The sequence below is a fragment of the Streptomyces sp. NPDC027672 genome (assembly GCF_055566335.1).
In genome coordinates this window covers 180,971-207,339 of the sequence record NZ_JBVHSO010000014.1, presented here as the reverse complement: position 1 = coordinate 207,339, position 26,369 = coordinate 180,971, and the positions used below count along the sequence as shown (strand labels likewise).

Below are 26,369 nucleotides of genomic sequence, written 5' to 3'. Positions count from 1 at the left end.
CCTAGGACCGCGCGCCGGCCGGCTGAGCTACGACCGCGCGCCGGCCGGCACCTCGACGGCGGGCGCGGGCAGGTCCACGGTGGCCTCGGGGCGCTCGCGCAGCGACAGCAGCACCCGCAGCACCCAGATCCACATCACCGTGGAGCCGAGCATGTGCGCGGCCACCAGCGCTTCGGGGAGGTGGGTGAAGTACTGGACGTAACCGATCACGCCCTGCGCGAGCAGGACGAGGAACAGCTCCCGGGTGCGGGCCAGCGGGCCCTTCGGCGCGTCCACCGCCTTGAGCACGAACCACAGCGCGAAGGTCAGCGTCACCACGATCCAGGCGAGCACCGCGTGCAGCTTGGCGACCGTCTCCCAGTCGATCGGGATGCGCTCGACCTCGCTGGAGTCACCGGCGTGCGGCCCGGCCCCGGTCACCACCGTGCCGGCCGCGATGAGCAGCACGGAGGCGGCCACCAGGAACCACACGAGCTGCCGCACCGCGGCGCCCACCAGCGGACGCGGCGCCGCGTCGCCCTCGCGGGCGCGCTGCCACATCACCGTGGCGAGGGCGATCAGGGCCGTGGAGAGCAGGAAGTGCGCGGCGACCGTGTACGGGTTGAGGCCGACCAGGACGACGATGCCGCCCAGCACCGCGTTGCCCATGACCACCCAGAACTGGGCCCAGCCGAGCCGGACGAGGGTGCGCCGGCCCGGCTTCGCGGCGCGCGCGGCGATGATCGCCCAGCCGACGGCCGCGCACAGCACGTACGTCAGCATGCGGTTGCCGAACTCGACGACCCCGTGGAAGCCCATGGCCCGGGTGGTGGTCAGCGAGTCCTCGGTGCAGGTGGGCCAGGTCGGGCAGCCGAGGCCCGAGCCGGTCAGGCGGACGGCGCCGCCGGTGACGACGATGACCACCGACATCACGAGCGCGGCGAGCGCCGCCCGCCGGATGGTCCGGGGGTCCGGGGTCCACCGGTCGGCGATGAAGGCGAGAGGGTTGCGCAGGGCGGCTTCGGCGTCGGCGCGGTTCAGCTTAGGCACGCCCACCATGGTAGGCCGCCGCTTGTGCACGCGTTCACGAGGGTCACTCTTCCGGGCCCGCAGGAGTCACTCGCACGCGGCCAGGAGGGTGATGGCCATGCGGCCACGGGGGTGATTCCCGCGCGGCCACAGGGGTGATTGCCACGCGGTCCCGGGGGTGATGGCCATGCAGCCTAGGGGGGTCACTCCCAGCGGAAGAACTTCCCCGCCGCGGCGAGGCCGGCGACCGCCCAGACGGCGAGGACGCCCAGGTCGCCCCAGGGCAGGCCGGCGCCGTGCTGGAGGACGTCCCGCAGGCCGTCCGAGAGGGCGGAGATGGGCAGCAGGCCCAGCAGCCGCTCGCCCGCCGGGCCGAACTTCTCCAGCGGCACGATCACCCCGCCGCCCACGAGCAGCAGCAGGAACACCAGGTTGGCGGCGGCCAGCGTCGCCTCCGCCTTCAGGGTGCCCGCCATCAGCAGGCCGAGCCCGGAGAACGCGGCGGTCCCGACGACGAGCAGCAGCACGACCGCGGCCGGGTTGCCGTGCGGGGACCAGCCCAGCGCGTAGGCGATGACGGTCAGCAGCAGGACCTGGAGGACCTCCGTGACCAGCACGGACGCCGTCTTCGCGGTCATCAGGCCCCAGCGGGGCAGCGGCGAGGAGGCGAGCCGCTTCAGCACGCCGTAGCGGCGCTCGAAGCCGGTGGCGATGGCCTGGCCGGTGAACGCCGTCGACATCACGGCCAGGGCCAGCACGCCGGGGGCGAGGAAGTCGACCGCCCGGCCCGCGCCGGTGTCCACGATGTCGACCGCGCTGAAGAGCACCAGCAGCAGGGTGGGGATGACGACCGTCAGCAGCAGTTGCTCGCCGTTGCGCAGCAGCATCTTCGTCTCCAGGGCCGCCTGCGCCGCGATCATGCGGGGGAGCGGGGCGGCTCCGGGCCTGGGCGTGTAGGTACCCGCGGTGGTCACGAGCGCAGCTCCTTGCCGGTCAGCTCCAAGAAGACGTCTTCCAGGGTGTGCCGCTCCACCGAGATCCGGTCGGGCATCACCCCGTGCTGGGCGCACCAGGAGGTGACGGTGGCCAGTAGCTGGGGGTCGACCCGGCCGGCCACCCGGTAGGCGCCCGGCATCAGCTCGGCGGCCGTGCAGCCGGCCGGCAGCGCCTTGAGCAGGGAGCCGACGTCGAGGCCGGGGCGGCCGGAGAAGCGCAGGGTGTTCTCGGCGCCGCCCTTGCAGAGCTGCTCCGGGGAGCCCTGCGCGATGACCCGGCCGCCGTCGATGATCGCCACGTCGTCGGCGAGCTGCTCGGCCTCGTCCATGTGGTGCGTGGTGAGGATCACCGAGACGCCGTCGGCGCGCAGGTCCCGCACCAGGTCCCAGGTGGCCCGGCGGGCCTGCGGGTCGAGACCGGCGGTCGGCTCGTCCAGGAACACCAGTTCCGGCCGGCCCACGACGGCCATGGCGAGCGCGAGCCGCTGCTGTTGCCCGCCGGACAGCCGCCGGTAGCCGGTCCGGCCGCAGGAGCCGAGGCCGAGCCGCTCGACGAGGGCGTCGACGTCGAGCGGGTGCGCGTGCAGTTTCGCCACGTGCCGCAGCATCTCGCCGGCGCGGGCGCCGGAGTAGACGCCGCCGGACTGGAGCATCACGCCGATGCGGGGCCGCAGCTCGGCGGAGTTCCGCACCGGGTCGAGGCCCAGGACGCGCACCGTGCCGGAATCCGGCTTCCGGTACCCCTCGCAGGTCTCGACCGTGGTCGTCTTCCCCGCCCCGTTGGGGCCGAGTACGGCGGTCACGCCCGGCCGGGCCACCAGGTCGAGGCCGTCCACCGCGGTCTTCGTGCCGTACCGCTTCACCAGGGCCTGGACCTGGACCACGGGCTCACTTCGCATAGGTCCAGAGTCTAGGGAGACGGCGGGTGCTCCGGACGGGCGGGTGCCGGAAGCCGTGGCCGGGAGCAGCGGACAGGCACCCGTGGTCCGGACGGGCGGCTGCCGGACCCGCGGTCAGACGGGCGGCTGCGGGTGCTCCTCCGGGCGCGGCCGGTGCAGCGGCAGCCACCGTTCGGCGTAGGCCACGGCGTCCGCCAGCGGGAACAGCCGGGCCTCGGCCGCGCCCACCCGGCCGCGCACGACGGGCCGGTCCCGTTCGAAGTCGTGCCCCAGCTCGTCGAACCGGTCCGAGGTGACCGAGACCTCGGCCACCGTCTCCCAGCCGCCGCCGGGCGCGGGCCGGCCCACCTCCACGAGCGGGCCGGGTATCCGGTACTCGGCCAGGTGGAAGGCGGTGCAGGAGGTGTAGTCCGCGCCCAGCAGCAGCACCCGGGCGCCCAGTCTCTCCAGCCGGGCCAGCGGGCTGCGCTCGCCGAGCCGGCAGTCCGGGGCGTGGCCGTCGGTGATCTCCCGCGCGCGGGGGCCGAGCGCGGCGAAGGAGGTCTGCGGGTGCGCGCTGCGCCGGGCGCCGGGCCAGGTCCGCACGGTCTCGGGGATGACCCCGACGCCACGGGACGGGGTCACGAGCGGGTCGTACGGCGGCATGGTCGCGCGGATCCGGTCCCACCACTCCTCGGGCACCGGCGGGTCCTCCCACAGCGCCGGGTCGGACTGCTCGCCGGTCTGGGTGGGAACGACGAGCGTGCCGTCCGGGCCGAGCGCGTCGAGGAGTCCCCGGACGACCGCGACGGCGCCTCCGTTCACCCAGCCGAGGGAGCTGAGCGAGGAGTGCACCAGCAGGGTCTCGCCGCTCGCCACCCCCAGCAGGCGCAGGCCGGCGGCGATGCCGTCGCGCGTGACGAGTGGCCCGGTGGGAGGGGGTGCGGACATGGTCACGGAGTCTTCCGGACGGGGCTGCCCGGCGCCACCGGATTGTTCCGGCGCGGCCCGGAGGGACCGGCCGGAAGATCGTTTGCGCAGGTCGGATTAGGTATGCCTAAGTGACGCAGGGCACCGCGCGGTGATCCGGACGTCGCTTGTCAGGTTCCGCGGAATTACGCAACAATGGCGTTGTGAAAAACGTCGGCGAGGCTCGGGACACCCCCACGGGGGCCGGCCAGGAGGAGCTAGCGACCGGTGAGCGTTCGACGCGCAACCGGGTCGCGCGCTCCATCCTGGACCACGGGCCGTCGACCGTCGCCGAACTCGCGGGCCGGCTGGGCCTGACCCAGGCGGCCGTCCGGCGTCACCTGGACGCGCTGGTGGCCGACGACGTCGTGGAGGCGCGCGAGCAGCGGGTGTACGGCACGCGCACGCGCGGCCGCCCCGCCAAGGTCTTCGCGCTCACCGACTGCGGCCGGGACGCCTTCGACCAGTCGTACGACAAGCTGGCCGCGGACGCCCTGCGCTGGATCGCCGAGCGGGAGGGCGGCTCCGAGGCGGTCGCCGCCTTCGCCCGCGCCCGGGTCGCCGCCCAGGCCGGCGCGTACCGCCGGGCGGTCGAGTCCGTGAGCCCCGACAAACGCGCCGAAGCGCTGGCCAGGGCCCTGAGCGCGGACGGGTACGCTGCTACGGCGCGCAGCGCACCGGTCGGCGAGCAGCTCTGCCAGCACCACTGCCCGGTCGCCCATGTCGCGGAACAGTTCCCGCAGCTGTGCGAGGCGGAGACGGAGATCTTCGCGGAGCTGCTGGGCACCCACGTCCAGCGACTGGCGACCATCGCGCACGGCGACGGCGTCTGCACGACGTTCATCCCCAAGATTTCCACTGACGCACCTGCAAGCACGGCCGGGAGGAACCCCGCATGACTCTCCCCACGGAGACTGCCCACCCTGAGCTCGAGGGCCTGGGCAAGTACGAATACGGCTGGGCCGACTCCGACGTGGCCGGTGCCTCCGCCAGGCGCGGCCTGAGCGAGGACGTCGTCCGCGACATCTCCGCGAAGAAGGCGGAGCCGGAGTGGATGACCAAGCTGCGCCTGAAGGGCCTGAAGCTCTTCGAGAAGAAGCCGATGCCGAACTGGGGCTCCGACCTCTCGGGCATCGACTTCGACAACATCAAGTACTTCGTGCGCTCCACGGAGAAGCAGGCGGAGTCCTGGGAGGACCTGCCCGAGGACATCAAGAACACCTACGACAAGCTGGGCATCCCGGAGGCCGAGAAGCAGCGCCTGGTCGCCGGTGTCGCCGCCCAGTACGAGTCGGAGGTCGTCTACCACCAGATCCGCGAGGACCTGGAGGAGCAGGGCGTCATCTTCCTCGACACCGACACCGCCCTGAAGGAGCACCCGGAGCTCTTCAAGGAGTACTTCGGCACGGTCATCCCGGTCGGCGACAACAAGTTCGCGTCGCTGAACAGCGCGGTGTGGTCCGGCGGCTCCTTCATCTACGTGCCGAAGGGCGTGCACGTGGAGATCCCGCTCCAGGCCTACTTCCGCATCAACACGGAGAACATGGGCCAGTTCGAGCGGACCCTGATCATCGTGGACGAGGGTGCCTACGTGCACTACGTCGAGGGCTGCACGGCGCCGATCTACAAGTCGGACTCGCTGCACTCCGCGGTCGTCGAGATCATCGTCAAGAAGAACGCCCGCTGCCGTTACACGACCATCCAGAACTGGTCGAACAACGTCTACAACCTGGTCACCAAGCGCGCCGTCGCCTACGAGGGCGCGACCATGGAGTGGGTCGACGGCAACATCGGCTCCAAGGTGACGATGAAGTACCCGGCCGTCTACCTGATGGGCGAGCACGCCAAGGGCGAGACCCTGTCCATCGCCTTCGCCGGCGAGGGCCAGCACCAGGACGCGGGCGCCAAGATGGTCCACATGGCGCCGAACACGTCGTCCAACATCGTCTCCAAGTCGGTGGCGCGCGGCGGCGGCCGCACCTCCTACCGCGGTCTGATCGAGATCGGCGAGGGCGCCTCCGGGTCGAAGTCCAACGTGCTGTGCGACGCGCTGCTGGTCGACACGATCTCCCGCTCGGACACGTACCCGTACGTCGACGTCCGCGAGGACGACGTGTCCATGGGCCACGAGGCCACCGTCTCCAAGGTCTCCGAGGACCAGCTCTTCTACCTGATGAGCCGCGGTCTCTCCGAGGACGAGGCGATGGCGATGATCGTGCGCGGCTTCGTCGAGCCGATCGCCAAGGAACTGCCGATGGAGTACGCGCTGGAGCTCAACCGGCTGATCGAGCTGCAGATGGAAGGCGCGGTCGGCTGACCGCCGCCATCACCGGCAGACGTCTTACTCAGGAAAGAGAGCACTACGACAGCCATGGCTGAGGCCCAGAACTCCCCCACGCCCGGTTCCGCCAGCGCGGGGGGACCCCCACCGGTGGGTTCCACCACCGCCGGCTCGATCGCGGTCGCCGCGGAGTCGACCGTCGTCTCGCGCATGAGCGCGCCCCCGTCCTTCGACGTGACGGACTTCCCGGTCCCGCACGGCCGCGAGGAGGAGTGGCGGTTCACCCCGCTGGAGCGGCTGCGCGGACTGCACGACGGCACCGCCGTCGCGACCGGTGACGGAGTGAAGGTCGACGTACAGGCCCCCGAGGGCGTCACCGTCGAGACCGTCGGCCGCGACGACGCGCGGCTCGGCAGGGCGGGCACCCCGGTGGACCGCGTCGCCGCGCAGGCGTACTCCGCCTTCGAGCAGGCCTCGGTCGTGACCGTCCCGAAGGACACCGTCCTCACCGAGCCGGTCCGTATCACGGTGCACGGCCAGGGCGGCACCGCCTTCGGCCACCAGGTGATCGAGCTGGGCGCCTTCGCCGAGGCCGTCGTGGTCGTCGACCACACCGGTGACGCGGTGCTCGCCGCCAACATCGACTACGTCCTCGGCGACGGCGCCAAGCTGACCGTCGTCTCCGTCCAGGACTGGGACGACAAGGCCGTCCACGTCGCCCAGCACAACGCGCTGATCGGCCGGGACGCCTCCTTCAAGTCCGTGGTCGTCACCTTCGGCGGCGACGTGGTGCGCCTGCACCCGCGCGTGGAGTACGCCGGCCCCGGCGGCGAGGCCGAGCTGTACGGCCTGTACTTCACCGACGCCGGGCAGCACCAGGAGCACCGCCTGCTGGTCACCCACAACACCCCGCACTGCAAGTCGAACGTCGTCTACAAGGGCGCGCTCCAGGGCGAGCAGGCGCACGCCGTCTGGATCGGCGACGTGCTCATCGAGGCCAGCGCCGAGGGCACCGACACCTACGAGATGAACCGCAACCTGGTCCTCACGGACGGTGCGCGCGTCGACTCGGTGCCGAACCTGGAGATCGAGACCGGCGAGATCGTCGGTGCCGGTCACGCCTCCGCCACCGGCCGCTTCGACGACGAGCAGCTCTTCTACCTGATGGCCCGCGGCATCCCGGAGCACGAGGCCCGCCGGCTGGTGGTCCGCGGCTTCTTCGCCGAGCTGATCCAGCAGATCGGCGTCGCCGACATCGAGGAGCGCCTGCTCGCCAAGATCGCCGAGGAGCTGGAGGCGTCGGTCGCATGACGGCCTATGTACGCGTCTGCGGGCTGAGCGAGCTGGCCGAGGACACCCCGAAGCGGGTGGAACTCGACGGCACGCCGGTCTCGGTCGTGAAGACCGGGGGCGAGGTGTTCGCGATCCACGACATCTGCTCGCACGCGAACGTCTCCCTCTCCGAGGGCGAGGTGGAGGACTGCCAGATCGAGTGCTGGCTGCACGGCTCCGCCTTCGACCTGCGCACCGGCAAGCCGTCCGGCCTCCCCGCGACGCGCCCCGTCCCCGTATACCCCGTAAAGATCGAAGGGGACGACGTTCTCGTCTCCCTCACCCAGGAGTCCTGAGGCACCCATGGCAACGCTTGAAATCCGAGACCTGCACGTCACCGTCGAGGCCGACAACGCCACGAAGGAGATCCTCAAGGGCGTCGACCTCACCGTGAAGCAGGGCGAGACGCACGCCATCATGGGCCCCAACGGCTCGGGCAAGTCGACCCTCGCCTACTCCCTGGCGGGGCACCCGAAGTACACCATCACCGGCGGCAGCGTCACCCTGGACGGCGAGGACGTCCTGGAGATGAGCGTCGACGAGCGGGCCCGCGCCGGCCTGTTCCTGGCGATGCAGTACCCGGTCGAGGTCCCCGGCGTCTCGGTCTCCAACTTCCTGCGCACCTCCGCCACCGCCATCCGCGGCGAGGCCCCCAAGCTGCGCACCTGGGTGAAGGAGGTCCGGGAGGCCATGGAGCGCCTCAACATGGACCCGTCCTTCGCCGAGCGCAACGTGAACGAGGGCTTCTCCGGCGGTGAGAAGAAGCGCCACGAGATCCTCCAGCTCGAGCTGCTCCGGCCGAAGATCGCGGTCCTGGACGAGACCGACTCCGGCCTGGACGTCGACGCCCTGCGGATCGTGTCGGAGGGCGTCAACCGCGTCCGCGAGACCGGCGAGGTCGGCACCCTGCTGATCACGCACTACACGCGCATTCTGCGCTACATCAAGCCCGACCACGTCCACGTGTTCGCCGGCGGCCGCATCGTCGAGTCCGGCGGCCCCGAGCTGGCGGACAAGCTGGAGAACGAGGGCTACGAGGCATACGTGAAGGGTGGCGCATCCGCGTGACACAGCTGCCGGGCCTCCTCGACACCGAGGCGATCCGCAAGGACTTCCCCGTCCTGGACCGAGTCGTCCACGACGGCAGGAAGCTGGTGTACCTGGACAACGCGGCGACCAGCCAGAAGCCGCGCCAGGTGCTGGACGCCCTGAACGAGTACTACGAGCGCCACAACGCCAACGTCCACCGCGGTGTGCATGTGCTCGCCGAGGAGGCCACGGCGCTGTACGAGGGCGCGCGGGACAAGGTCGCCGCGTTCGTCAACGCCCCCAGCCGCGACGAGGTGGTCTTCACCAAGAACGCCTCCGAGGCGCTGAACCTCGTGGCGAACATGCTGGGCTGGGCCGACGAGCCCTACCGGGTGGACCACGAGACCGAGATCGTCATCACGGAGATGGAGCACCACTCCAACATCGTGCCGTGGCAGCTGCTGGCGCAGCGCACGGGCGCGAAGCTGAAGTGGTTCGGCCTCACCGACGACGGCCGCCTGGACCTGTCGAACATCGACGAGGTCATCACGGAGAAGACGAAGATCGTCTCCTTCGTGCTGGTGTCCAACATTCTCGGCACCGTCAACCCGGTCGAGGCGATCGTGCGCCGCGCCCAGGAGGTCGGCGCCCTGGTCTGCGTCGACGCCTCCCAGGCGGCGCCGCACATGCCGCTGGACGTGCAGGCCCTCCAGGCCGACTTCGTGGCCTTCACCGGCCACAAGATGTGCGGCCCGACCGGCATCGGCGTCCTGTGGGGCCGCCAGGAGCTGCTGGAGGACCTGCCCCCGTTCCTCGGCGGCGGCGAGATGATCGAGACCGTCTCGATGCACTCCTCCACCTACGCCCCGGCACCGCACAAGTTCGAGGCGGGCACGCCGCCGATCGCGCAGGCGGTCGGCCTCGGCGCGGCGATCGACTACCTGAACTCGATCGGCATGGACAAGATCCTCGCCCATGAGCACGCGCTGACGGAGTACGCGGTGCGGCGGCTGACGGAGGTCCCGGACCTGAGGATCATCGGCCCGACCACGGCCGAGGACCGGGGCGCGGCGATCTCCTTCACCCTCGGGGACATCCACCCGCACGACGTGGGCCAGGTCTTGGACGAACAGGGCATCGCGGTCCGCGTCGGCCACCACTGCGCCCGGCCGGTCTGCCTCCGCTACGGAATTCCCGCGACCACGCGAGCGTCGTTCTATCTGTACTCCTCGCCGGCCGAGATCGACGCTCTGGTCGACGGCCTGGAGCACGTACGGAACTTCTTCGGCTGAGAGGCGTGCTGAAAAGGTGAAGCTGGACTCGATGTACCAGGACGTCATCCTGGACCACTACAAGAACCCGCACGGTCGTGGTCTGCGGGACGGCGACGCCGAGGTGCACCATGTGAACCCGACGTGCGGCGACGAGATCACCCTGCGCGTGAAGTACACCGGCACGACGATCGAGGACGTCTCCTACGAGGGCCAGGGCTGCTCGATCAGCCAGGCGAGCGCTTCGGTGCTGAACGAGCTGCTGGTCGGCAAGGACCTCGCCGACGCGCGGAAGATCCAGGAGACCTTCCTGGAGCTGATGCAGTCCAAGGGCAGGATCGAGCCGGACGACGCGATGGAGGACGTCCTGGAGGACGCGGTCGCGTTCGCCGGTGTCTCCAAGTACCCCGCGCGGGTCAAGTGTGCCCTCCTGAGCTGGATGGCGTGGAAGGACGCGACGGCCCAGGCGCTGGGCGCCGACGCGGAAAGGAAGACGGCATGACCGACACCGTTGAGATGAAGCCGGTCTCGGAGGAGGAACTCCGCGAGGCCCTGATGGACGTGGTCGACCCCGAACTGGGCATCGACGTCGTCAACCTCGGGCTGATCTACGGCATCCACGTCGACGAGTCCAACATCGCGACCATCGACATGACCCTCACCTCCGCGGCCTGCCCGCTGACGGACGTGATCGAGGACCAGGCGAAGTCCGCCACGGACGGCCTGGTCAGCGAATTGCGCATCAACTGGGTCTGGATGCCGCCGTGGGGCCCCGACAAGATCACGGACGACGGCCGCGAACAGCTGCGGGCGCTCGGCTTCAACGTCTGACGGAACACCGCGAAAAAGGGGGCCGTGGCCATGCGCCGCGGCCCCCTTCTCCGTCCCGGCGGACAGGCCGGTACGGCACGGTACGGACCGCCCGGCCCGCGCGTACGCTGCTGCGCATGGGTTACCTGCTGCTCGCCGGTGCCATCGCGGCCGAGGTCACCGCTACGACGGCGATGAAGTACAGCGAGGGGTTCAGCCGGCTCTGGCCCTCGCTCGTGACCATCGTGGGGTACGTCGTCTCGTTCGCCCTGCTCGCGCAGACGCTGAAGAGCGTGCAGATCGGCACCGCGTACGCCATCTGGTCCGGCGTCGGGACCGCGGCCGTCGCCGTGCTCGGGCTGCTGCTGTTCGGGGAGGGGCTGTCCCCGGCCAAGGTCGCCGGGATCGTGCTGATCATCGGGGGAGTGGCGGTGCTGAACCTGGGCGGGACATCGCACTGACGCCGGGCCGTCGGTGCGGAGCGTGGCGGCCCCGCCGGCCCCGCCCGGAGCCTCGGGGAGCGGCGGCACGGTGCGGGAGCGCGTCCGGTGTCCGCAGGCGCCGCGGCGGCTCGCCGTACCGGCCGGCCACCCGCGGGCCCGCTCGCCGGGCCGGCTCGGCCGATCCCCTGAACCGCGCCCGGCAGATGAGACGCGGTTCGCTCTCGGTACCCCGCCCACGTTAGGTTTTCCCCCATGACCGAGTCTGCTACCCGTACCACCGGCGCCGTCGCCGCCGGCCTCGCCACCATCGCCTCCGACGGCACCGTTCTCGACACCTGGTTCCCGGCCCCCGAGCTGGTCGAGGAGCCGGGCCCGGCCGGCACCGAGCGGCTCTCCGCCGAGCGGGCGGCGCAGCTGCTGGGCGGCGGCGCCACCGCGGCGACCGGTCCGGACGCCCGCCGGGGTGTCGAGGTGGTCGCGGTCCGCACGGTCATCGCCTCGCTGGACGACAAGCCGGCCGACGCGCACGACGTCTACCTGCGGCTGCACCTGCTCTCGCACCGCCTGGTCAAGCCGCACGGGCAGAACCTGGACGGCATCTTCGGCCACCTCGCCAACGTCGCCTGGACCTCGCTCGGTCCGGTCGCCGTGGACGACGTCGAGAAGGTGCGCCTGAACGCCCGCGCCGAGGGCCTGCACCTCCAGGTCACCTCGGTCGACAAGTTCCCGCGCATGACCGACTACGTCGCCCCGAAGGGCGTGCGCATCGCCGACGCCGACCGCGTCCGCCTCGGCGCGCACCTCGCCGCGGGCACCACGGTCATGCACGAGGGCTTCGTCAACTTCAACGCCGGCACGCTCGGCACCTCCATGGTCGAGGGCCGGATCTCCGCGGGCGTCGTGATCGGCGACGGCTCGGACATCGGCGGCGGCGCCTCCACCATGGGCACCCTGTCCGGCGGCGGCAACGTCGTCATCTCCGTCGGCGAGCGCTGCCTGATCGGCGCCGAGGCGGGCGTCGGCATCGCGCTCGGCGACGAGTGCGTGGTCGAGGCCGGCCTGTACATCACCGCGGGCACCCGCGTCACCATGCCCGACGGCCAGATCGTCAAGGCCCGCGAACTCAGCGGCGCCTCGCACATCCTCTTCCGCCGCAACTCGGTCACCGGCACCGTCGAGGCCCGCCCGAACAACGCGGTCTGGGGCGGTCTGAACGACATCCTGCACAGCCACAACTGACGCCGCTTCACCGCCGGAGCGCCCCGCAGCCCGTCCTCGGGCGTGCGGGGCGCTTCCGTGTGCCGCCGGCCGGCCGGGCGGTACGGGAGGAAGCCCCGGCCAGCCGGGGGAGTACTGGCCGGGGCGGCTTGGGGGACGCCGTCCGGCCGGGGGCGGCCGGGGCGTGCGGGAGGCGTCAGGTCGCGTCGGGCGCCAGGGCGAGGGGGAACATGACCCTCTTGAGGAACTGCCAGGAGGCGGCGGCCGGGACGCCCTCGCCGCTCGGCGGCGTGCGGGCCGGGACGGGGGCCGGGGCCGGGGCGGTCCGGCGGGCGAGCATGCACTCCTCCAGGAAGGCCAGGGCCCGCAGGTGATAGGTCCGCGCCGCCCAGCCGAGGCTGATGTTGTGGCCCGCGTCCGGCAGGTGGTCCACCCGCACCCGCGCCGCGGCCAGCGGCCCGGTCAGGTCGGCCACGGCCTGCGCGTCGGACCGCCACCACGGTTCGTGCTCGGCGAAGGTGAAGCGGACCGGCACCGTCACCGAGGCGGCGAGACAGGCGTACGTCTCGGGCCAGACCGGCACTTCCTGGATCTCCTGGACGGGGATCGGGGCCAGCAGCGCACGGCACCGGCGGAACGTCTCGGCGGGGTAGAGGGAGGGATCGCCCCAGTGCCGGTACCAGTCGATGCGGCCGGCCGGGTCCCGGGGGAGCGTGCCGTCCGCCGCCGGTGTGCTGCCCAGGCCCGAGACGTCCAGACCGATGACGCGGTCGTCCAGGTCCTGGGCGGCCATGGCGAGCCCGGTCTTGCCGCCGCTGGAGTGCGCCACCACGAAGAAGCCCTGCCCGGTCTGGTGCGTGCGGGCGAAATCCGCCAGCGCGGCACGCAGCAGCGTGGCCTGCTCCTGGGTCTGCGCCCCCTGCGGCAGGAACGGCGCCGACGCGCCGTAGCCGGGCCGGTCCAGCGCGAGGACGGTGAAACCGAGCCGCGCGCCCAGGTCCAGCAGCGAGTGTCCGGGCTCGGCGTGGCCGTCGAAGTAGCCGGCCCGGATGCCGCCGCCGTGCAGTGCCACGACCACCGCCCGGGGCGGCCCGGACGGCGGTTCGGCGAGCAGCCCGGACAGGGGGACGCCCAGCGCGTCCAGGGTGATCCCGGTGGCCATTACTCCGGACCGTCCACGCCGAGCAGCGCGTTCAGTTCGCTGATCGCCCGGGCCGGGTCCGTGAAGTGGATGGCGTGCCAGCCGGCCTCCCGCGCCCCCGCGCAGTTCTTCTCGATGTCGTCGACGAGAACGCACTCGTGCGGCTGGAACCCGGTGCGCTCCTCGGCCACCCGGAAGATGCCCGTCTCCGGTTTCCGGCTGCCGACCTCGAAGGACATGACCAGCTCCTTGAAGAGCCCGTCGGGCGAGACGACCCGGCGCCAGTGCTCGTCCCAGGCCGGCACCATGTTGGACATCAGCCCGACGAAGACACGGCGGGAGACGAGCCACCGCAGGTGCGCGACCCACGGCTCGTTGGCGGAACGGCCCTCGAACCAGCGCGCCGGGAAGTCCGACAGGTCCGCCTCCACCCCTTCGTCGGCCCGCAGGACGTCCTCGACCTGCGCCGACCACTCCTCCTGGGTGACGAGCGGGGTGTCCAGCGGCGCCAGCAGGTCCACCCCGTAGGAGTCGGCGACCTTCTCCATGGCCCCGAGCAGCTGCGCCGGGGCGAGGCCGGCCTTCGCGCAGAAGTTGGCCACCGTCACCTTGGTGGACGGAACCTCCAGAACGCCTCCGTAGTCCGTCCAGACGGCACGGACCGGAGAGCCGGCGGATCCCTGCATGTCTACCCCCTGATGATCGTGGAGCGGTGACACCGTCACTGCCCCATCGCCAGACCGCCGCCCACGGGAATCGAGGCCCCGGTCACATACGAGGCCGCGTCGCTGGCGAGGAACCGGACGACCTCGGCCACCTCCGTCGGCGTCCCCACGCGCCGCAGCGCGGTCTGGGCCAGCAGCCCGTCGCGGCGCTTCTCCTTCACACCCTTGATCATGTCGGTGTCGATCAGACCCGGGGTCACCATGTTGACCGTGATGTTCCGCGAGCCGAGTTCCCAGGCGAGCGAGCGGGTCAGACCGAGCAGTCCGGCCTTGGAGGACGCGTAGTTGACCTGGCCGGGGGAGCCGAGGAATCCCATCACCGAGGACATGAAGACGATGCGTCCCCAGCGGGAACGGATCATGTCGGGCGCCACGAGCCGGGCACAGCGGAACGCGCCGACCAGGTTCGTCTCCAGGACGCCCCGGAAGTCGTCGTCGGACATCATCGGCGCCAGCGCGTCCTTGGTGATGCCGGCGTTGGCGACCAGTACCTCCACGGGGCCGAACTGCTGGGCGACCTCGGCGAGCGCGCGCTCCGAGTCCTCGCGGTCGGTGACATCGCACCGCACACCGAAGAACTCGGCGGGAGGCTCACCGCTGCGGTAGGTCACGGCGACCTTGTCACCGGAACTCGCCAGCACCCGGGCGATCTCCAGTCCGATGCCGCGGTTTCCGCCCGTTACCAGGACTGTCCTGCTCATTTCGGCTCCTCGCTGTATGAAAGATGGGGACGCGCCGCCGCCGGGGACGTCAGCCGGCGGGCGCGGGCGGGCGGACCTCGGTACGGATGGCGGCCACGGTCGTGTCCGACTGCTCGAAGGCCACCGAGATCCGGTGCGGCGCCTCCTGCCGGGCCTCGAAGGCCGCGACGACCCGTACCGGCGCGTCCAGTTCGGCGAAACGCGAGAAGGAGGCCTCGAACGCGGTGATCGAGCCGGGGCCCTGGGCCGCGCCGCCGGCCGCGGAGTGCGTGGTCAGCAGCAGCGCGGACTGGCGCGCGGCCTCCATCAGCACCATGGCCGGGATGTGGTCGTAATCGTGGTCGAAGAGCCCGCTGTTGCCGTAGTCGGGTGCCAGGACGGCGGTCAGCGTCCCCTGCCGCGCGTCGAACGCGGTCTCGCGGAGCACGACGTTCGCCGGGTTGCCGCGGCCCACCCCGGCCGGCGGTTCGGCGTCCCGCCGGTGCCCGGGCGAGCGGAACGCGGAGGTCATGGGCGGGGTGCTGCCGCGCTGCATGTACCGCAGCGACGCGTACTGCGCGGTGGGCGCGGAACTCACCCGGATGTGGGCCTCTCCCACCGGCTGCTCCCCGAGGTGCAGCGTGATGTCGAAGCGCAGCGCGGTGATGCGGTTCCTGCGGTCGTACGTCGGCGTCATGACCTCGCCGAGGATCAGCTCGCCGGGCTTCGGGCCGACGAGCAGGGCGTCGGCGTGCCGCAGGGTGATCGACCAGTCGTTGACCATGAAGGTGGTCTGGAGCGGGATGTCCAGCTGCGCGTGCGCGCCGTAGATGGACGCCTGCCGGCAGATCTCCAGCAGCAGCAGCGGGTCGTAGACCGCGGGAGCCCCGGTGTGATCGTTGAAGTACGCGTGGGACAGCGGGAGCTGGGCCGCGGACCGGAAGGTGAGGTCCCCGGTCCGTTCCATTCCGGTGACGAAGACCTCGGCGACCGAGGCCCGGTGGACCAAGCGCCGGTCGACGGTCCGATGGAAACCGAGAGTTTCCGGTACTCCTGACTTTTCCTGTTCCGGAGTAATTTCCGAGACCGTCACGCCCAGGCCCTCCTTCTGCTGTAATTCCCGTCGCCCGTCGGCCTTAATTCAAGAACGTAGGCTTCGGCGTGCGGCAGCTCAAGGGCGATACCACTTAGAACGAGGCGGTGCTACCTCCTAGGAGGTACGCGGGAGGCCGGTTCCCGGGGCGTGCGGTACAAATGCGGGCGGTGCCGGGAGAAAAGGGGTGCATAAAGCGGTGCCCCGCCCGGCGGAAGATCGCGGGGCGGGGCAGGGGTAGGGCGGGCGTGCGAACCCTAGGCGGGGCAGGTGAGGGCTTCGGGGATCCGGGCGAAGGTCTCCTCGACCAGTTTCATCAAACCGTCGCGGCCGCCCTGGCCGCCCTGGGCCGTCCAGTGCAGGGAGGCGGTGTGCCAGGCGGCCACGAAGATCTCGACGGTGAGCCGGAGGCGGATCTCGTCGACGCCGGCGCCGGACCGCTCGGTCACCGTGTCGACGATGGCGCGCGTCGTCTCCTGGCAGTACCCGAGGCCGTGCGACTGGAGCGCGGGGACGCCCTCCGACAGCTCGCGGGTGGCCAGGAAGCGGCGGTCCCAGTCCGGGTCCAGGGCGCCCAGCGTGGTGTCGAGGGCCGTGCGGAGGGCCTCCAGCAGCGGACCGTCCAGCCGGGAGGTGGCCACGCAGTCCAGGTACGCCGACCACAGGTCGCTGTCGGCGGCGAGTGCGACGTCCTCCTTGGACCGGTAGGTCCGGAAGAAGGTGCGCTTGGAGACCTCCACCGTGTCGCACAGGTCGTCGAGCGTGGTGGCGTCGTACCCCTGCTCGGTGAACAGGCGCAGCGCGGTCTCGGCCAGGGCCCGCCGCGTGCGCAGCTTCTTCCGTTCCCGCAGTGGCAGGTCGCGCAGATCATCACTCACGTCCACGAGCCTACCACCGGGCCGCGATTGCGCTTTGACAGCTAGTGCCACTAGGTGGCACTGTCGCCTTGGTGGCCGACCGCGGCTGTTGAACGCCTCCTAAGGAGCCTGAACTCGTGACTACCGTTCCTACGGGCCGCTCACGCCCAGCGATCACGCTGGCAGTGGTGTTGCTGGCCTTCGTCACCGTGCCGATGTCCATCTCGGGAGCGGCCGTCGCCCTGCCGGACATCGGTGACGACCTGCACACCGCGGGTGCGCCCCTGCAGTGGGTGATGAACGCCTACAACCTGACGTTCGCCTCGTTCATGCTGGTCACCGGATCGGCCGCCGACCTGATCGGCCGGCGCCGGGCCTTCGCGGCGGGCGCGACGGTGTTCGCCGTCGGCTCGGTCGCCGCGGCCGCCGCGCCCGGCATCGTCCTGCTCGACCTCGCCCGCGCCTTCTCGGGCATCGGCGCGGCGGGCGTGTTCGCCAGCGGTGGCGCGATCCTCGCCACCACCTTCGACGGGCCCGCGCGCACGCGTGCCTTCGCCGCCCTCGGCAGCGCCGCCGGCCTCGGCCTCGCCGCCGGACCCACCCTGTCCGGCTGGCTGGTGGGCGCGCTCGGCTGGCGTGCCACGTTCGGGCTGCACGCCGTGCTGGTGGTCGTGGCGCTGGCCGGCGTCGGCTTCGTCGCCGAGTCGCGGGCCGAGCAGCGCCCCCGGCTGGACATCACCGGTGCCGTGGTGTTCGTCGCGGGCCTCGGCCTGCTCGTCCTCGGCGCGGTCCAGGGCCCGGAGTGGGGCTGGGCGAGCCCCGGCGTGCTCGGGCTGCTCGTCGCCGGCGTGGCGCTGCTGGTGTTCTTCGTGTACCTGCAGTCGCGCTCCGCCGCGCCGGTGCTGGACCTGTCGCTGGTGAAGAACCGCCGGTTCTTCGCGCTGTGCATGGTCCCCGTGGTGTCGACCTTCGGCTTCGTGACGCTGCTGACCTACCTGCCCACCTATCTCGTGGGCGCGAGCGGCTTCTCGGCCCAGCGCGCCGGAACCGTGCTGCTGCTGATGACCGCGCCGGTGCTGCTGGCCCCGCCGCTGGCCGGCAGCCTGGTCAACCGCGGTGTGTCGCCCCGCGCGCTGATCACGTTCTCGCTGGTGATGTTCGCCGGCGGCAACGCGTGGCTCACCGTGATCGGCCCCTCCAGCTCCCTCGGCGTGATCGCCGGCCCGCTGCTGATGACCGGCCTGGGCGCCGGCGTGTCGTTCGGCGTGGGCGACGGCGCGGCGATGAGCCTGGTCGAGCCCGAGCAGGCCGGCATGGCCACCGGGTTCCTCAACACCATGCGCATCGGCAGCGAGGCCATCGTCATCGCCGTGTACGGCGCGGTCCTGGTCAGCCTGATCAGCACCCGGGTCGGCTCGCCGGAGCTGGCCGCGAAGGTCGCCGCGGGCGACCTGTCCGGCGGCACCTCCGGGGTGCTGGCCGACGGGTTCACCCACGCGCTGCACGTCGCGCTCTACGGGACGGCCGCGGTGTGCGCCGTCGGCGCGGTGGCCATCGCCGCCGCCCTGGTCCCGCCGCGCCGGAACACCGCCGCGACGGCCCCGGCCCGCGAGGATGCCCAGCTGCCCAGCGAAGTGGCCTGATCCCGCGGGACAGGATCCGGCCCGGCTGTCCGGGAACGACGTTTCGCCGCCCGCGCGGGCGAAAGAGCGGAGCGTCGTTCCCGCGCGCGTTTTTGCCGCGCCTGTGGGACACCTTGCCGGGAATGCGCCGCGGCTGGAATGCCTCGGGAATGTCACCAAATGAGTAAGCACCCGCTGTTGACAGCAAAACTCTGTATTTCATAGCGTCCGGGGCATTCGATGGTGCCTGGCCGAGGCATGAATCCGACGCGGAAGGACGAGCCGGAATGCAGGATCACCAGGGAGCGTCACACGAGGACCAGACTCCCACACCGGACGATGTGGCGCGGATGTACGACAACTCGTCCGCCCTGCTGTCCGAAGTGATGGGAGGAAACATCCACTTGGGCTACTGGCACGGGGACGACGACACCCGCTCGGTCGCCGAGGCCACCGACGCCCTGACCGGCATGGTCGCCGACCGCCTCGCCCTGTCACCCGGCATGCGCGTCCTCGACATCGGCTGCGGCACCGGGCGCCCCGCGGTCTATGTGGCGGGCACCTACGACGTGCATGTCACCGGTATCACGATCAGCCCCCAGCAGGTGGAGCTGGCCCTCGCCCGGCCCGAGGTCGGGGAGGGTCCGGGCCGGGTGGCGTTCGAGTGTGCCGACGGCATGGCGCTGCCCTTCCCCGACGGCCGCTTCGACGCCGTCTACGCCATCGAGTCCTTCCTGCACATGGACGACCGGGCGAAGGCGATCGCCGAGGCCGCCCGGGTGCTGCGGCCCGGCGGCATGCTCGTGATGGCCAACCCGTACGTGGAGGGCGAACTCACCGAGGCCGAGGCCGAGATCGTGGCGGCCAACCGCGAACTGTTCCAGATCCCGCCGGTCGGCAGCGCCGACGACTACGTCGGACATCTGCGGGACGCGGGCCTGGAGGTGACCGAGGTGCTGGACATCGGCGAGAACGTGCGCCGCAGCCACGCCGTCGCGGCGGACACCGTCCGGCGGGCCGGCGACGGCCACGACGGCGCGTTCCGGCAGCAGCTCTCCGAAGTCGCCGACATCATCGAGCGGTTCGGCGCGCTGCCGCAGGTCGGCTACGGACTGATCGCCGCACGGACCGCCGCCGCGCGGTAGGGCCTGACTGATCATTCGCGTCGTTGCCCGGAGGGCGGCCGCGCGGCAGGCCCGGACCCGGTCCGCCTGTCCGGCGGGCCCGGTCGCGGCGCCGCGGCCACGGCCGGGGCCGGACCGGGGACAGGGGTGCGCCCGTCCCGGGTCCGGCCCCGGCCTGCTGTTCAGACCTGCGGCTGGACCGTCACCGTGCTGGCGAAGACGAGGTGCCCGCCCTGATGGGCCTTGACCGCGACGGACACGCGGCCGTCGGCCTCCGGGACGCCGGGTTCGGCCGTGACCAGGCAGCGCTGGTCGAACTCGACGTACCGGTAGAACGTCGTGTCGAAGACCACCGGGACCACCGGGACCACCGCCCCCGCCGCCGTGGTCAGTTGGGCGGCCTGGCTGGCGGCCTCCAGCAGCACCATGCCGGGAATGTGATCGTGCGGGTGGTCGAAGAGCACCCGGTGCGAGGTGTCGACCCGCAGCAGCCAGGTGTGCGTCCCGGAGGTGGGGGACAGGACCACGTTGCCGGCGTCGCCGCGGCCCACGAGGGCGGCCGGAACGGGAGGCGTGAGCGGCAGGGCGCGGGCGAAGGCGCGGGCCGCGTCGGCGTGTTCGCCGCGCAGCCGGTCGTAGATCGCCGGCGGGTGGGCGCTGTAGCGCAGGGAAGCGGTGCCTATCGGGCGGCCCGCGAGCGTGGCCTCCACCTGGGAGGTGAGGTGGACGGAACCCAGCCGGCGCCGTCTGACCTGCGGGTGGGTGATGAGCAGTTCGACCTCGCCGGCACCCGACCCGGTGGACAGCGCCCCGGGATCGACCGTGGACCGTATCTGCTCCCAGCCCAGGCGGTGCGTGAGCGGTATGTCGTGGACGGTGTGGGTCAGCAGGGCGAGCGCCTGGCGCAGACTCTCCGTCAGCAGCAGCGAGCTGTACCGTCCCCCCTCGACGTAGAAGCCGTGCTCACGCGGCCAGCGCGCGGTGACTAACTGGGACGCCTCGGTGAGCGGGCGCCAGCCGGTGACCAGGGCCTCTTCCTCGACGGACTTGCGTACCAGGCTCCCGGTGCCTGCCGCGTCGGCGGCGTCCCGGGGTTGGGCATTGGTGAGGGTCATGCGCTTTCTCTCCCCCTTGGTCGGGTGGTGACTAGGCCGCAAGGGCATAGGAGCACCCCTCCGTCTGCACTAAGATAAAGAATAGTATTTTTCTTGACTAGTTTTGAACGACTTTTGAACGACGGGGTGCGCATGGCGGTGCGAGAGGTGAAGCAGGAGAGGGCCGCGCGTACCCGTGCCACCCTCATGTACGCGGCGGCCGAGGTGTTCGCGGAGTGCGGTTTCGCCGGTGCCAGCGTCTCGCGGATCGCCGAGCGGGCCGGACTGACCCTGGGCGCCGTCTACTTCCACTTCAAGTCCAAGGAGGAGCTGGCCGGCGAGATCGTCAAGGGCCAGCCGGACCTGGTGGTGCCCCCGCAGGACTCCTACGGCCTCCAGCACGCCATCGACGTCACGCTGACCTGGGCCTACCAACTGCTCGACGACCCCCTGCTCCAGGCCGGCGCCCGGCTGGTCATGGACCAGGAGCACTTCATCCCCAAGAGCGAGAACTCCCACCAGCAGTGGATGTCCATCCTGCTGCGGGACTTCCGGGACGCGCAGAGCCGGCGGGAGCTGAAGCAGGGCGTGGACGTGGAGGCGTACTCCCGGCTGATCGTCAGCGCCTGCACCGGGGCGCAGATGCACGCCCAGCTGGAGACCTCCCGCAGCGACCTGCCGAACCGCGTCGAGGAACTGTGGCGGTGCGTGCTGCCCGCGGTCGCCGTGCCCAGTGCGGCCGCCCGGATGCGGTTCGGCAGAGAACGAGGAGTGAAGGCATGAGGCAGTGGGCGGACGACGGCCCGAGGATCGTGGTGACCGGCGCGACGGGAGCGGTCGGCCGGCACGTCGCCCGGCGCCTCGGCGCACCGGGCCGGGCCCGGCTGCTGGTCCGGGACGAGGCCAAGGCGGCCCGCCTGGGCCTGCCGGACGGCGTCGTCACGGGGGACTACCGGGACCGCTCCCGGCTCGCGGAGGTGCTGGCCGGGGCGGACGCCGTCTTCGTGGTCACCGCCAACCCCCTGCGCCCCGAGGACGACGCCGGCATCCTGGCCGCCGCCCGGGAACAGGGGGTGCGCCGGGCGGTGAAGCTGTCCTGGACCGCCGTGGCCGACCCGGACGCCACCGACCTGATCGCGAGCTGGAACCGTGACAGCGAGGCACTGCTGCGCGAGTCCGGCCTGGAGTGGACGGTCCTGCGGATGCGTTCGCCCATGAGCAACACGCTGGCCTGGGCGCCCTCGATCCGCGCGGAGTCGGTCGTCAGGAGCCTGGGCGGGGACGCGGCCACGGCGTGTGTCGACCCGCGCGACGTGGCCGAGGTGGCGGTCCGGGCGCTCACCGAGCCCGGTCACGCGTCCCGGACGTACGCGCTGTCCGGCCCCGAGGAGCTGACGCCGCGCGAGCAGACCCGGCACCTGTCCGAGGTGCTGCGACGCCCCTTGCGCTTCGAGGAACTGACGGCCGGCCAGGCCCTGGCGCGCTGGCGTGAACGGCTGCCGGAACCGCTCGCGCGGGCACTGCTGGACGTGGCCGAACGGCGCGGCGGCCCGGGCGCCCGGCACGGCGGGAGCGACCTCGAGGAGCTGCTGGGCCGGAAACCGGCCACCTACCGGCAGTGGGCCGCCGACCACGCCGCCGACTTCGCGTGACCGGACCCGCCGCGCGCGCCGCGGCACACCGGACGGGGACGGCCCCGTGCGGGCACGAGAGCACAGGGCGACAGGGGAGGGGCGGCCATGGCGGCGACCCAGGGATTGCTTCGGGACAAGACCGTGATGATCACGGGAGCCTCCAGCGGCATCGGCGCGGCGGCGGCGCGGCTGTTCGCGCAGGAGGGCGCCGCGGTGACGCTGATGGCACGCCGCGAGGAGCGGCTGCGCGCGCTCGCCGGTGACATCACCGCAGCGGGCGGCCGCGCCCTGGTGGCCGTGGGGGACGTGACCGTACCGGACGACGTCCGACGGGCCGTCGGGCGGACCGTCGAGGAGTTCGGCCGGCTGGACGCGGCGTTCAACAACGCCGGCTGGGGCTCGGTCGGCACCCCGCTCCACGAGACGGACGACGCGGTCTTCCGGCAGATCATGGACGTGAACGTGCAGGGCGTGTGGAACTGCCTCAAGCACCAGATCCCGGTGATGCTGAGCCAGGGGCACGGCGCCGTCGTCAACACGTGCAGCACCGCCGGGGCCTTCGCGACCGGTGCCATCGCGCCCTACGTCGCGGCCAAACACGCGGTGCTGGGGCTGACGAAGGCCGCCGCCGCGGAGTACGGCGACCGGGGCGTCCGGGTCAACGCCCTGATGGTCGGCAGTACGCGCACCGAGCTGCTGGAGACGGCGATGGAGCGGATTCCGGGGCTGGAGGAGGCCTCCGTCGCCCGGGCCATCCAGCGCCGCCTGGCCGAACCGGTGGAGGTGGCGCGGGCGGCGGCCTGGCTCTGCAGCGACCAGGCGTCCTTCGTCACCGGGGCCGGTGTCCCGGTGGACGGCGGATGCAGCGCGGTGTGAGCGCCGGGCGCGCGCCGGCGCTCACTCGGCGCAGGCCGCGTCGGGAACGCTGTCCGAGAGGTCGTCGGCGGCGTCCACGGGCAGCGTGATCCCGGGTACGACCTGCCGCCAGATGCGCGCCAGACGCTTGACGCTGTCGCGCCGCTCGTCGGTGCAGGGAGGGTGGCGCAGGGTCGCCTCGATCCCGGAGACCAGGTGGACCGCCAGGTCGGCCAGGGCCCACACGTCCGTGCCGGCCGGCACCTCGCCGGGCGCCTGCCGCAGGCGCTCCCAGACGACCGGGGCCCACAGGGCGTGCCACTGGTGCGGGCAGCTGTCGTCCTCGCGGGCCAGCCGCGCGGCGGCCCGCACCGCGGGGTCCCGCTCCAGCAGGTCGATCAGGGCGAGCGTCAGCGAGGCCACGTACTGCACCGGGGGACCGTCGTAGCGGGCCAGGCGGTCGACGAGCGCCCGGGTCGCCGCGTTGCCCTCCGCCACGACGGAGTCGGCCAGCTCCCGTTTCGAGGCGAAGTGGAAGGTCAGCGCGCCCATGGAGATGTCCGCTGCCCGCGCGATCTGCGCGAGTGACGAGCCGGTGTACCCATGGCGGTCGAACTCCCCGGCGGCCGCCCGCAGCAAGGTACGCCGTGTCCAGATGGCTCTCTCCTGCTTCGCCATGTCCCTTCCTGGTCGACATCGTCGGCTCCGTCGCGACACCTGAAGAGGGGCAAGCCCTCAGCACCGGGTAGGTTAGCCGCGATCCCGCCCAAACAACTGCCGAAAAACAAAAAAAGTTACTTTAATGTTTCGGACATGTGCGGACGCACCCACGACGGAAGCCGGCCGTACGGACCCGCCGGCACGCCGACCGGGGGTCCGTACGGCCGGCACCCTGCTACGGCGCTCACCCGGCCGGTCGGACCACGACGGCGCAGCCCACGCTGCCCTCGGGGCCGACCGCCGTGAGCACGGCGGCACGCTCCCGCCCGGTGTCCGTCCCGCCGTTCTGCCAGCGGGCCAGGACCGCGGCCAGCTGGAGCGCGCCGGCGGCGCTGTCCGTCTCGCCCAGGACCGGCTGGACCGCCAGCCGGTACGGCGTCGCGGGGCCGGCGAAGACCTCGCGCAGGGCGTTCTCCTCCACCCGCGCCCAGCCGCGCCGCCCGGCCGCGCCGGGCACCGCCACCGCCACGTCGTGCGGCGCGACCCCGCTGCGGGCCAGCGCGGTCCGCACGCAGTCGGCCAGCCGCCGGGAGACGCCGGAGAGGCCCTGGGCGGGATCGGCGAAACCCACCTCGCAGGCCAGCAGCCGGGCCAGCGGACGGGAGCCTTCCGGCTCCTGCGCGGAGGCGCCGGCGGTCTGCAGGACGTGCACCGCGCCGCCCTCGCCGAGCGGAACGCCCGCGGCCAGCCCCGCCGAGCGGTGCCAGGCCCAGGCGCGCTGCGGCGACAGCTCCTCGAAGGCGCCGGTGAGCAGCCGCCGGGCGTGCCCGGCCAGCAGCGCGTTGCGGGCGTAGCGCAGGGCGTGCAGACCCGCCAGCGGACCGCCGGACACCGTCGCGTTCACCCCGGTGAGCCCGAGCCGGATCGCCGCCCGGCCCGCGGCCGAGTTCATCAGGATGCCCGGGAAATGGGACGGGTTGACGAAGTAGGGACGCTCCTCGACGAAGGTGTCCCGGATGAAGTCGCCGACCCGGCGGGTGCTGCCGACCGAGGTGCCCAGCACGATGCCGGTGTCCGCCGGCTCGATCCCGCCGGCCTGCTCCGCCGGCTCCCCGAGGGCCTTGGCACAGGCCACCGACACGAGCTGGTCGGTCCTGGTCAGCCGGCTCAGCCCCTTGCGGCCCAGCACCTCCGCCGGGGCGAACCCGGGCACGGACAGGACGGCCGGGTCCGGCGGGAAGTCGCCCGCCGTGGCCTCGTCGGCCGGACCCTGCGCGGCGGGCACGCCCCGGCGCAGCGCGTCCGCGAGCGCGCCCAGGCCCTCGCCGGCCGCGCTGAACACGGTGCACCCGACGATGTCCACGGGCGTCACGGACGGCGGCGCGGCCTGGACCGCCGGCGACGGAGCGGGCCTGTCGTGCGTTGACACGGAACTCATGCGGCTATGTCTCCGAAGATCGTGACGGCGTTGTTCCCGCCGAAGGCGAACCCGTGGTTCTCCACCACGCGCACCCGCTGGCTGCGCGGCTTCACCGGCACGCAGTCGACATCCGGTCCCAGCTTGGGATCCACGGTGCGCACGGTGGTGCTGGCGGGCAGGAACCCTTCATGGAGGGCGGCGCAGGACACCAGGGCGCCGAACGCGGCGGCCGCGCCCATGGTGTGCCCGAGCGCCGACTTGATGGAGCTGATCGGCGGGACCCGCCCGCCGAAGGCGTCCCGTACGGCCGCGATCTCCGTGGAGTCGTTCGCTTCGGTGCCCGTGCCGTGGGCGCAGATGTAGTCCACGTCCTCCGGCTTGATCCCGGCGTTGCGGTGGGCACGCCGGATGCATTCCGCGATGGACGGCGCGTGCGGGTTCGTCATGTGGTGCGCGTCGCACGTCAGGCCGTACCCGAGGACCTCCGCGTAGATCCGCGCGCCCCGTCGCAGCGCGGAGTCGAGCGGCTCCAGCAGGAGGGCGGCGCCGCCTTCGGCGGTGACGATGCCGTCGCGGTGCTCGTCGAAGGGCCTCGGCACGTCGGCCGCGAGCGCGCCGAGCCGGTGGAACCCGGCGTGCGTGGCCCGGTTGGACGCGTCGGCCCCGCCGCACAGCGCCAGGTCCGCCTCACCGGTGCGGATCAGGTCGAAGGCATACCCCACCGAGTAGTTGCCGGCCGCGCAGGCCGTGCCCAGGGTGAGCGCCTCGCCGGTGAGCCCCAGTTCGACGTTGACCGCCGCGGAGATCCGGCCCGCGTCGACCTGGCCGATCAACTGCGTGTCGAGGTGTGCCGGCCCCTGGGAGACCCACTGTTCCCCCAGGTCCTCCAGCACCTGGGACTCGCCGTTCGTGGTGCCGAAGCAGCTCACCGTGCGCAGGGCCGGCAGCCCGTCGGTGCCGACCCCCGCGTCCTCGACCGCCATCCGGGCCGCCGCGGCGGCGAACTGGCTGCTGCGCCCCCACTGTCCGGGGGAGATCCGGCGCAGGTACTGCGCGGGGCTGAAGTCGCGGACCTCGCCGGCCAGCACGTGCTCGAACCCGGTGGCGTCGAACTGCCCGATCGGACCGATGCCGCTGCGGCCGGCCCGTATACCGGCGATGAAGTCCCGGGCGCCCATGCCCAGGCTGCTCACCGCGCCGATGCCGGTGACGACCACCCGGCGCATGCCC

At 72.1% G+C, this 26,369-nt stretch carries 28 protein-coding genes; 15 read left to right on the top strand and 13 right to left on the bottom strand.

Features of this window, described 5'->3' with window-relative positions; genetic code table 11:
- Positions 1-27 precede the first annotated feature (27 nt).
- The 4 genes from ACZ4SV_RS29715 to ACZ4SV_RS29700 all read right to left on the bottom strand — a co-directional run bounded on the left by ACZ4SV_RS29715 (position 28) and on the right by ACZ4SV_RS29700 (position 3,832).
- Positions 28-1,038, bottom strand: coding sequence for a COX15/CtaA family protein (locus ACZ4SV_RS29715; protein ID WP_397943922.1), 1,011 nt, complete (start codon positions 1,036-1,038; stop codon positions 28-30).
- A gap of 173 nt (positions 1,039-1,211) precedes the next feature.
- Positions 1,212-1,928: an ABC transporter permease gene (locus tag ACZ4SV_RS29710; protein WP_468007881.1), complete on the bottom strand. Its 717-nt coding sequence runs from the start codon at positions 1,926-1,928 to the stop codon at positions 1,212-1,214.
- A 50-nt stretch (positions 1,929-1,978) separates the two neighbouring features.
- On the bottom strand, positions 1,979-2,902 hold the full coding sequence (locus ACZ4SV_RS29705; protein WP_468007861.1) for an ABC transporter ATP-binding protein: 924 nt from the start codon (positions 2,900-2,902) through the stop codon (positions 1,979-1,981).
- Positions 2,903-3,016: 114 nt separating this feature from the next.
- The gene (locus tag ACZ4SV_RS29700) at positions 3,017-3,832 is read right to left on the bottom strand and encodes an AAC(3) family N-acetyltransferase (RefSeq protein WP_468007859.1); all 816 of its coding nucleotides are present in this window, start codon (positions 3,830-3,832) and stop codon (positions 3,017-3,019) included.
- A 182-nt stretch (positions 3,833-4,014) separates the two neighbouring features.
- Between ACZ4SV_RS29700 and ACZ4SV_RS29695 the strand changes: the two genes are divergently transcribed.
- The 10 genes from ACZ4SV_RS29695 to dapD all read left to right on the top strand — a co-directional run bounded on the left by ACZ4SV_RS29695 (position 4,015) and on the right by dapD (position 12,255).
- Entirely contained in the window at positions 4,015-4,749 is a 735-nt protein-coding gene (locus ACZ4SV_RS29695) for a helix-turn-helix transcriptional regulator (protein WP_468007857.1), read from the top strand.
- Positions 4,746-6,167: a Fe-S cluster assembly protein SufB gene (gene sufB, locus ACZ4SV_RS29690; protein ID WP_365874994.1), complete on the top strand. Its 1,422-nt coding sequence runs from the start codon at positions 4,746-4,748 to the stop codon at positions 6,165-6,167. Before ACZ4SV_RS29695 ends, sufB begins: the two co-directional genes overlap by 4 nt.
- A 54-nt stretch (positions 6,168-6,221) precedes the next feature.
- Complete coding sequence (sufD, locus tag ACZ4SV_RS29685; RefSeq protein WP_468007855.1) at positions 6,222-7,442, top strand: Fe-S cluster assembly protein SufD; 1,221 nt, start codon at positions 6,222-6,224, stop codon at positions 7,440-7,442.
- Positions 7,439-7,759, top strand: coding sequence for a non-heme iron oxygenase ferredoxin subunit (locus ACZ4SV_RS29680; protein WP_365874998.1), 321 nt, complete (start codon positions 7,439-7,441; stop codon positions 7,757-7,759). The genes sufD and ACZ4SV_RS29680 overlap by 4 nt, the downstream gene beginning before the upstream one ends.
- Before the next feature lie 7 nt (positions 7,760-7,766).
- Positions 7,767-8,531, top strand: coding sequence for a Fe-S cluster assembly ATPase SufC (gene sufC, locus ACZ4SV_RS29675; RefSeq protein WP_468007853.1), 765 nt, complete (start codon positions 7,767-7,769; stop codon positions 8,529-8,531).
- Positions 8,528-9,784 (top strand): cysteine desulfurase, encoded by a 1,257-nt coding sequence (locus ACZ4SV_RS29670; RefSeq protein ID WP_468007851.1) that lies wholly within the window; start codon positions 8,528-8,530, stop codon positions 9,782-9,784. Before sufC ends, ACZ4SV_RS29670 begins: the two co-directional genes overlap by 4 nt.
- Positions 9,785-9,800: 16 nt before the next feature.
- A complete protein-coding gene (gene sufU, locus ACZ4SV_RS29665) occupies positions 9,801-10,265 on the top strand; it encodes a Fe-S cluster assembly sulfur transfer protein SufU (protein ID WP_365875004.1) in 465 nt (154 codons plus the stop codon).
- Positions 10,262-10,594 carry a metal-sulfur cluster assembly factor gene (locus ACZ4SV_RS29660; protein WP_365875006.1) on the top strand — a complete coding sequence of 111 codons (333 nt, stop codon included), beginning with the start codon at positions 10,262-10,264 and terminating at the stop codon, positions 10,592-10,594. The genes sufU and ACZ4SV_RS29660 overlap by 4 nt, the downstream gene beginning before the upstream one ends.
- A gap of 116 nt (positions 10,595-10,710) precedes the next feature.
- The gene (locus ACZ4SV_RS29655) at positions 10,711-11,034 is read left to right on the top strand and encodes a DMT family transporter (RefSeq protein ID WP_468007848.1); all 324 of its coding nucleotides are present in this window, start codon (positions 10,711-10,713) and stop codon (positions 11,032-11,034) included.
- Positions 11,035-11,268: 234 nt separating this feature from the next.
- Entirely contained in the window at positions 11,269-12,255 is a 987-nt protein-coding gene (dapD, locus tag ACZ4SV_RS29650) for a 2,3,4,5-tetrahydropyridine-2,6-dicarboxylate N-succinyltransferase (protein ID WP_365875010.1), read from the top strand.
- A 175-nt stretch (positions 12,256-12,430) separates the two neighbouring features.
- Here dapD and ACZ4SV_RS29645 read toward each other — a convergent pair whose 3' ends face one another.
- The 5 genes from ACZ4SV_RS29645 to ACZ4SV_RS29625 all read right to left on the bottom strand — a co-directional run bounded on the left by ACZ4SV_RS29645 (position 12,431) and on the right by ACZ4SV_RS29625 (position 16,751).
- Entirely contained in the window at positions 12,431-13,396 is a 966-nt protein-coding gene (locus ACZ4SV_RS29645; RefSeq protein ID WP_468007846.1) for an alpha/beta fold hydrolase, read from the bottom strand.
- A complete protein-coding gene (locus ACZ4SV_RS29640; protein WP_468007844.1) occupies positions 13,396-14,061 on the bottom strand; it encodes an HAD-IA family hydrolase in 666 nt (221 codons plus the stop codon). The genes ACZ4SV_RS29645 and ACZ4SV_RS29640 overlap by 1 nt, the downstream gene beginning before the upstream one ends.
- A gap of 35 nt (positions 14,062-14,096) precedes the next feature.
- A complete protein-coding gene (fabG, locus tag ACZ4SV_RS29635; protein ID WP_365875016.1) occupies positions 14,097-14,801 on the bottom strand; it encodes a 3-oxoacyl-ACP reductase FabG in 705 nt (234 codons plus the stop codon).
- 49 nt (positions 14,802-14,850) lie between these two features.
- Entirely contained in the window at positions 14,851-15,873 is a 1,023-nt protein-coding gene (locus tag ACZ4SV_RS29630) for a ScbA/BarX family gamma-butyrolactone biosynthesis protein (RefSeq protein WP_468007842.1), read from the bottom strand.
- Between the two features lie 257 nt (positions 15,874-16,130).
- A complete protein-coding gene (locus ACZ4SV_RS29625; RefSeq protein ID WP_365875020.1) occupies positions 16,131-16,751 on the bottom strand; it encodes a TetR/AcrR family transcriptional regulator in 621 nt (206 codons plus the stop codon).
- 116 nt (positions 16,752-16,867) lie between these two features.
- On the opposite strand from ACZ4SV_RS29625, the gene ACZ4SV_RS29620 reads away from it, so the two are divergent.
- Positions 16,868-18,373 (top strand): MFS transporter, encoded by a 1,506-nt coding sequence (locus tag ACZ4SV_RS29620; protein ID WP_365875022.1) that lies wholly within the window; start codon positions 16,868-16,870, stop codon positions 18,371-18,373.
- Between the two features lie 266 nt (positions 18,374-18,639).
- On the top strand, positions 18,640-19,497 hold the full coding sequence (locus tag ACZ4SV_RS29615; RefSeq protein ID WP_365875024.1) for an SAM-dependent methyltransferase: 858 nt from the start codon (positions 18,640-18,642) through the stop codon (positions 19,495-19,497).
- Between the two features lie 161 nt (positions 19,498-19,658).
- On the opposite strand, the gene ACZ4SV_RS29610 is transcribed toward ACZ4SV_RS29615, so the two are convergent.
- A complete protein-coding gene (locus ACZ4SV_RS29610) occupies positions 19,659-20,591 on the bottom strand; it encodes a ScbA/BarX family gamma-butyrolactone biosynthesis protein (protein WP_468007839.1) in 933 nt (310 codons plus the stop codon).
- Between the two features lie 132 nt (positions 20,592-20,723).
- Between ACZ4SV_RS29610 and ACZ4SV_RS29605 the strand changes: the two genes are divergently transcribed.
- The 3 genes from ACZ4SV_RS29605 (at position 20,724) to ACZ4SV_RS29595 (ending at position 23,080) form a co-directional block, all read left to right on the top strand.
- Positions 20,724-21,353: a ScbR family autoregulator-binding transcription factor gene (locus tag ACZ4SV_RS29605; protein WP_468007837.1), complete on the top strand. Its 630-nt coding sequence runs from the start codon at positions 20,724-20,726 to the stop codon at positions 21,351-21,353.
- Positions 21,350-22,222, top strand: coding sequence for an NAD(P)H-binding protein (locus tag ACZ4SV_RS29600; RefSeq protein WP_397981921.1), 873 nt, complete (start codon positions 21,350-21,352; stop codon positions 22,220-22,222). Before ACZ4SV_RS29605 ends, ACZ4SV_RS29600 begins: the two co-directional genes overlap by 4 nt.
- A gap of 87 nt (positions 22,223-22,309) precedes the next feature.
- On the top strand, positions 22,310-23,080 hold the full coding sequence (locus ACZ4SV_RS29595) for an SDR family NAD(P)-dependent oxidoreductase (protein ID WP_468007835.1): 771 nt from the start codon (positions 22,310-22,312) through the stop codon (positions 23,078-23,080).
- Between the two features lie 21 nt (positions 23,081-23,101).
- Here ACZ4SV_RS29595 and ACZ4SV_RS29590 read toward each other — a convergent pair whose 3' ends face one another.
- The 3 genes from ACZ4SV_RS29590 to ACZ4SV_RS29580 all read right to left on the bottom strand — a co-directional run bounded on the left by ACZ4SV_RS29590 (position 23,102) and on the right by ACZ4SV_RS29580 (position 26,365).
- Complete coding sequence (locus ACZ4SV_RS29590; protein WP_397943890.1) at positions 23,102-23,737, bottom strand: TetR family transcriptional regulator; 636 nt, start codon at positions 23,735-23,737, stop codon at positions 23,102-23,104.
- A gap of 226 nt (positions 23,738-23,963) precedes the next feature.
- A complete protein-coding gene (locus ACZ4SV_RS29585) occupies positions 23,964-25,082 on the bottom strand; it encodes a beta-ketoacyl synthase N-terminal-like domain-containing protein (RefSeq protein ID WP_468007832.1) in 1,119 nt (372 codons plus the stop codon).
- A 71-nt stretch (positions 25,083-25,153) separates the two neighbouring features.
- A complete protein-coding gene (locus tag ACZ4SV_RS29580) occupies positions 25,154-26,365 on the bottom strand; it encodes a beta-ketoacyl-[acyl-carrier-protein] synthase family protein (RefSeq protein WP_468007830.1) in 1,212 nt (403 codons plus the stop codon).
- Between the last annotated feature and the right edge of the window lie 4 nt (positions 26,366-26,369).

Coding starts and splice junctions, on each gene's coding strand:
- ACZ4SV_RS29715 (WP_397943922.1), bottom strand. CDS start 1,038: ATGGTGGGCGTGCCTAAGCTGAACCGCGCCGACGCCGAAGCCGCCCTG.
- ACZ4SV_RS29710 (WP_468007881.1), bottom strand. CDS start 1,928: ATGATCGCGGCGCAGGCGGCCCTGGAGACGAAGATGCTGCTGCGCAAC.
- ACZ4SV_RS29705 (WP_468007861.1), bottom strand. CDS start 2,902: ATGCGAAGTGAGCCCGTGGTCCAGGTCCAGGCCCTGGTGAAGCGGTAC.
- ACZ4SV_RS29700 (WP_468007859.1), bottom strand. CDS start 3,832: ATGTCCGCACCCCCTCCCACCGGGCCACTCGTCACGCGCGACGGCATC.
- sufB (WP_365874994.1), top strand. CDS start 4,746: ATGACTCTCCCCACGGAGACTGCCCACCCTGAGCTCGAGGGCCTGGGC.
- sufD (WP_468007855.1), top strand. CDS start 6,222: ATGGCTGAGGCCCAGAACTCCCCCACGCCCGGTTCCGCCAGCGCGGGG.
- ACZ4SV_RS29680 (WP_365874998.1), top strand. CDS start 7,439: ATGACGGCCTATGTACGCGTCTGCGGGCTGAGCGAGCTGGCCGAGGAC.
- sufC (WP_468007853.1), top strand. CDS start 7,767: ATGGCAACGCTTGAAATCCGAGACCTGCACGTCACCGTCGAGGCCGAC.
- ACZ4SV_RS29660 (WP_365875006.1), top strand. CDS start 10,262: ATGACCGACACCGTTGAGATGAAGCCGGTCTCGGAGGAGGAACTCCGC.
- ACZ4SV_RS29655 (WP_468007848.1), top strand. CDS start 10,711: ATGGGTTACCTGCTGCTCGCCGGTGCCATCGCGGCCGAGGTCACCGCT.
- dapD (WP_365875010.1), top strand. CDS start 11,269: ATGACCGAGTCTGCTACCCGTACCACCGGCGCCGTCGCCGCCGGCCTC.
- ACZ4SV_RS29645 (WP_468007846.1), bottom strand. CDS start 13,396: ATGGCCACCGGGATCACCCTGGACGCGCTGGGCGTCCCCCTGTCCGGG.
- ACZ4SV_RS29640 (WP_468007844.1), bottom strand. CDS start 14,061: ATGCAGGGATCCGCCGGCTCTCCGGTCCGTGCCGTCTGGACGGACTAC.
- fabG (WP_365875016.1), bottom strand. CDS start 14,801: ATGAGCAGGACAGTCCTGGTAACGGGCGGAAACCGCGGCATCGGACTG.
- ACZ4SV_RS29615 (WP_365875024.1), top strand. CDS start 18,640: ATGCAGGATCACCAGGGAGCGTCACACGAGGACCAGACTCCCACACCG.
- ACZ4SV_RS29610 (WP_468007839.1), bottom strand. CDS start 20,591: ATGACCCTCACCAATGCCCAACCCCGGGACGCCGCCGACGCGGCAGGC.
- ACZ4SV_RS29605 (WP_468007837.1), top strand. CDS start 20,724: ATGGCGGTGCGAGAGGTGAAGCAGGAGAGGGCCGCGCGTACCCGTGCC.
- ACZ4SV_RS29600 (WP_397981921.1), top strand. CDS start 21,350: ATGAGGCAGTGGGCGGACGACGGCCCGAGGATCGTGGTGACCGGCGCG.
- ACZ4SV_RS29595 (WP_468007835.1), top strand. CDS start 22,310: ATGGCGGCGACCCAGGGATTGCTTCGGGACAAGACCGTGATGATCACG.
- ACZ4SV_RS29590 (WP_397943890.1), bottom strand. CDS start 23,737: ATGGCGAAGCAGGAGAGAGCCATCTGGACACGGCGTACCTTGCTGCGG.
- ACZ4SV_RS29580 (WP_468007830.1), bottom strand. CDS start 26,365: ATGCGCCGGGTGGTCGTCACCGGCATCGGCGCGGTGAGCAGCCTGGGC.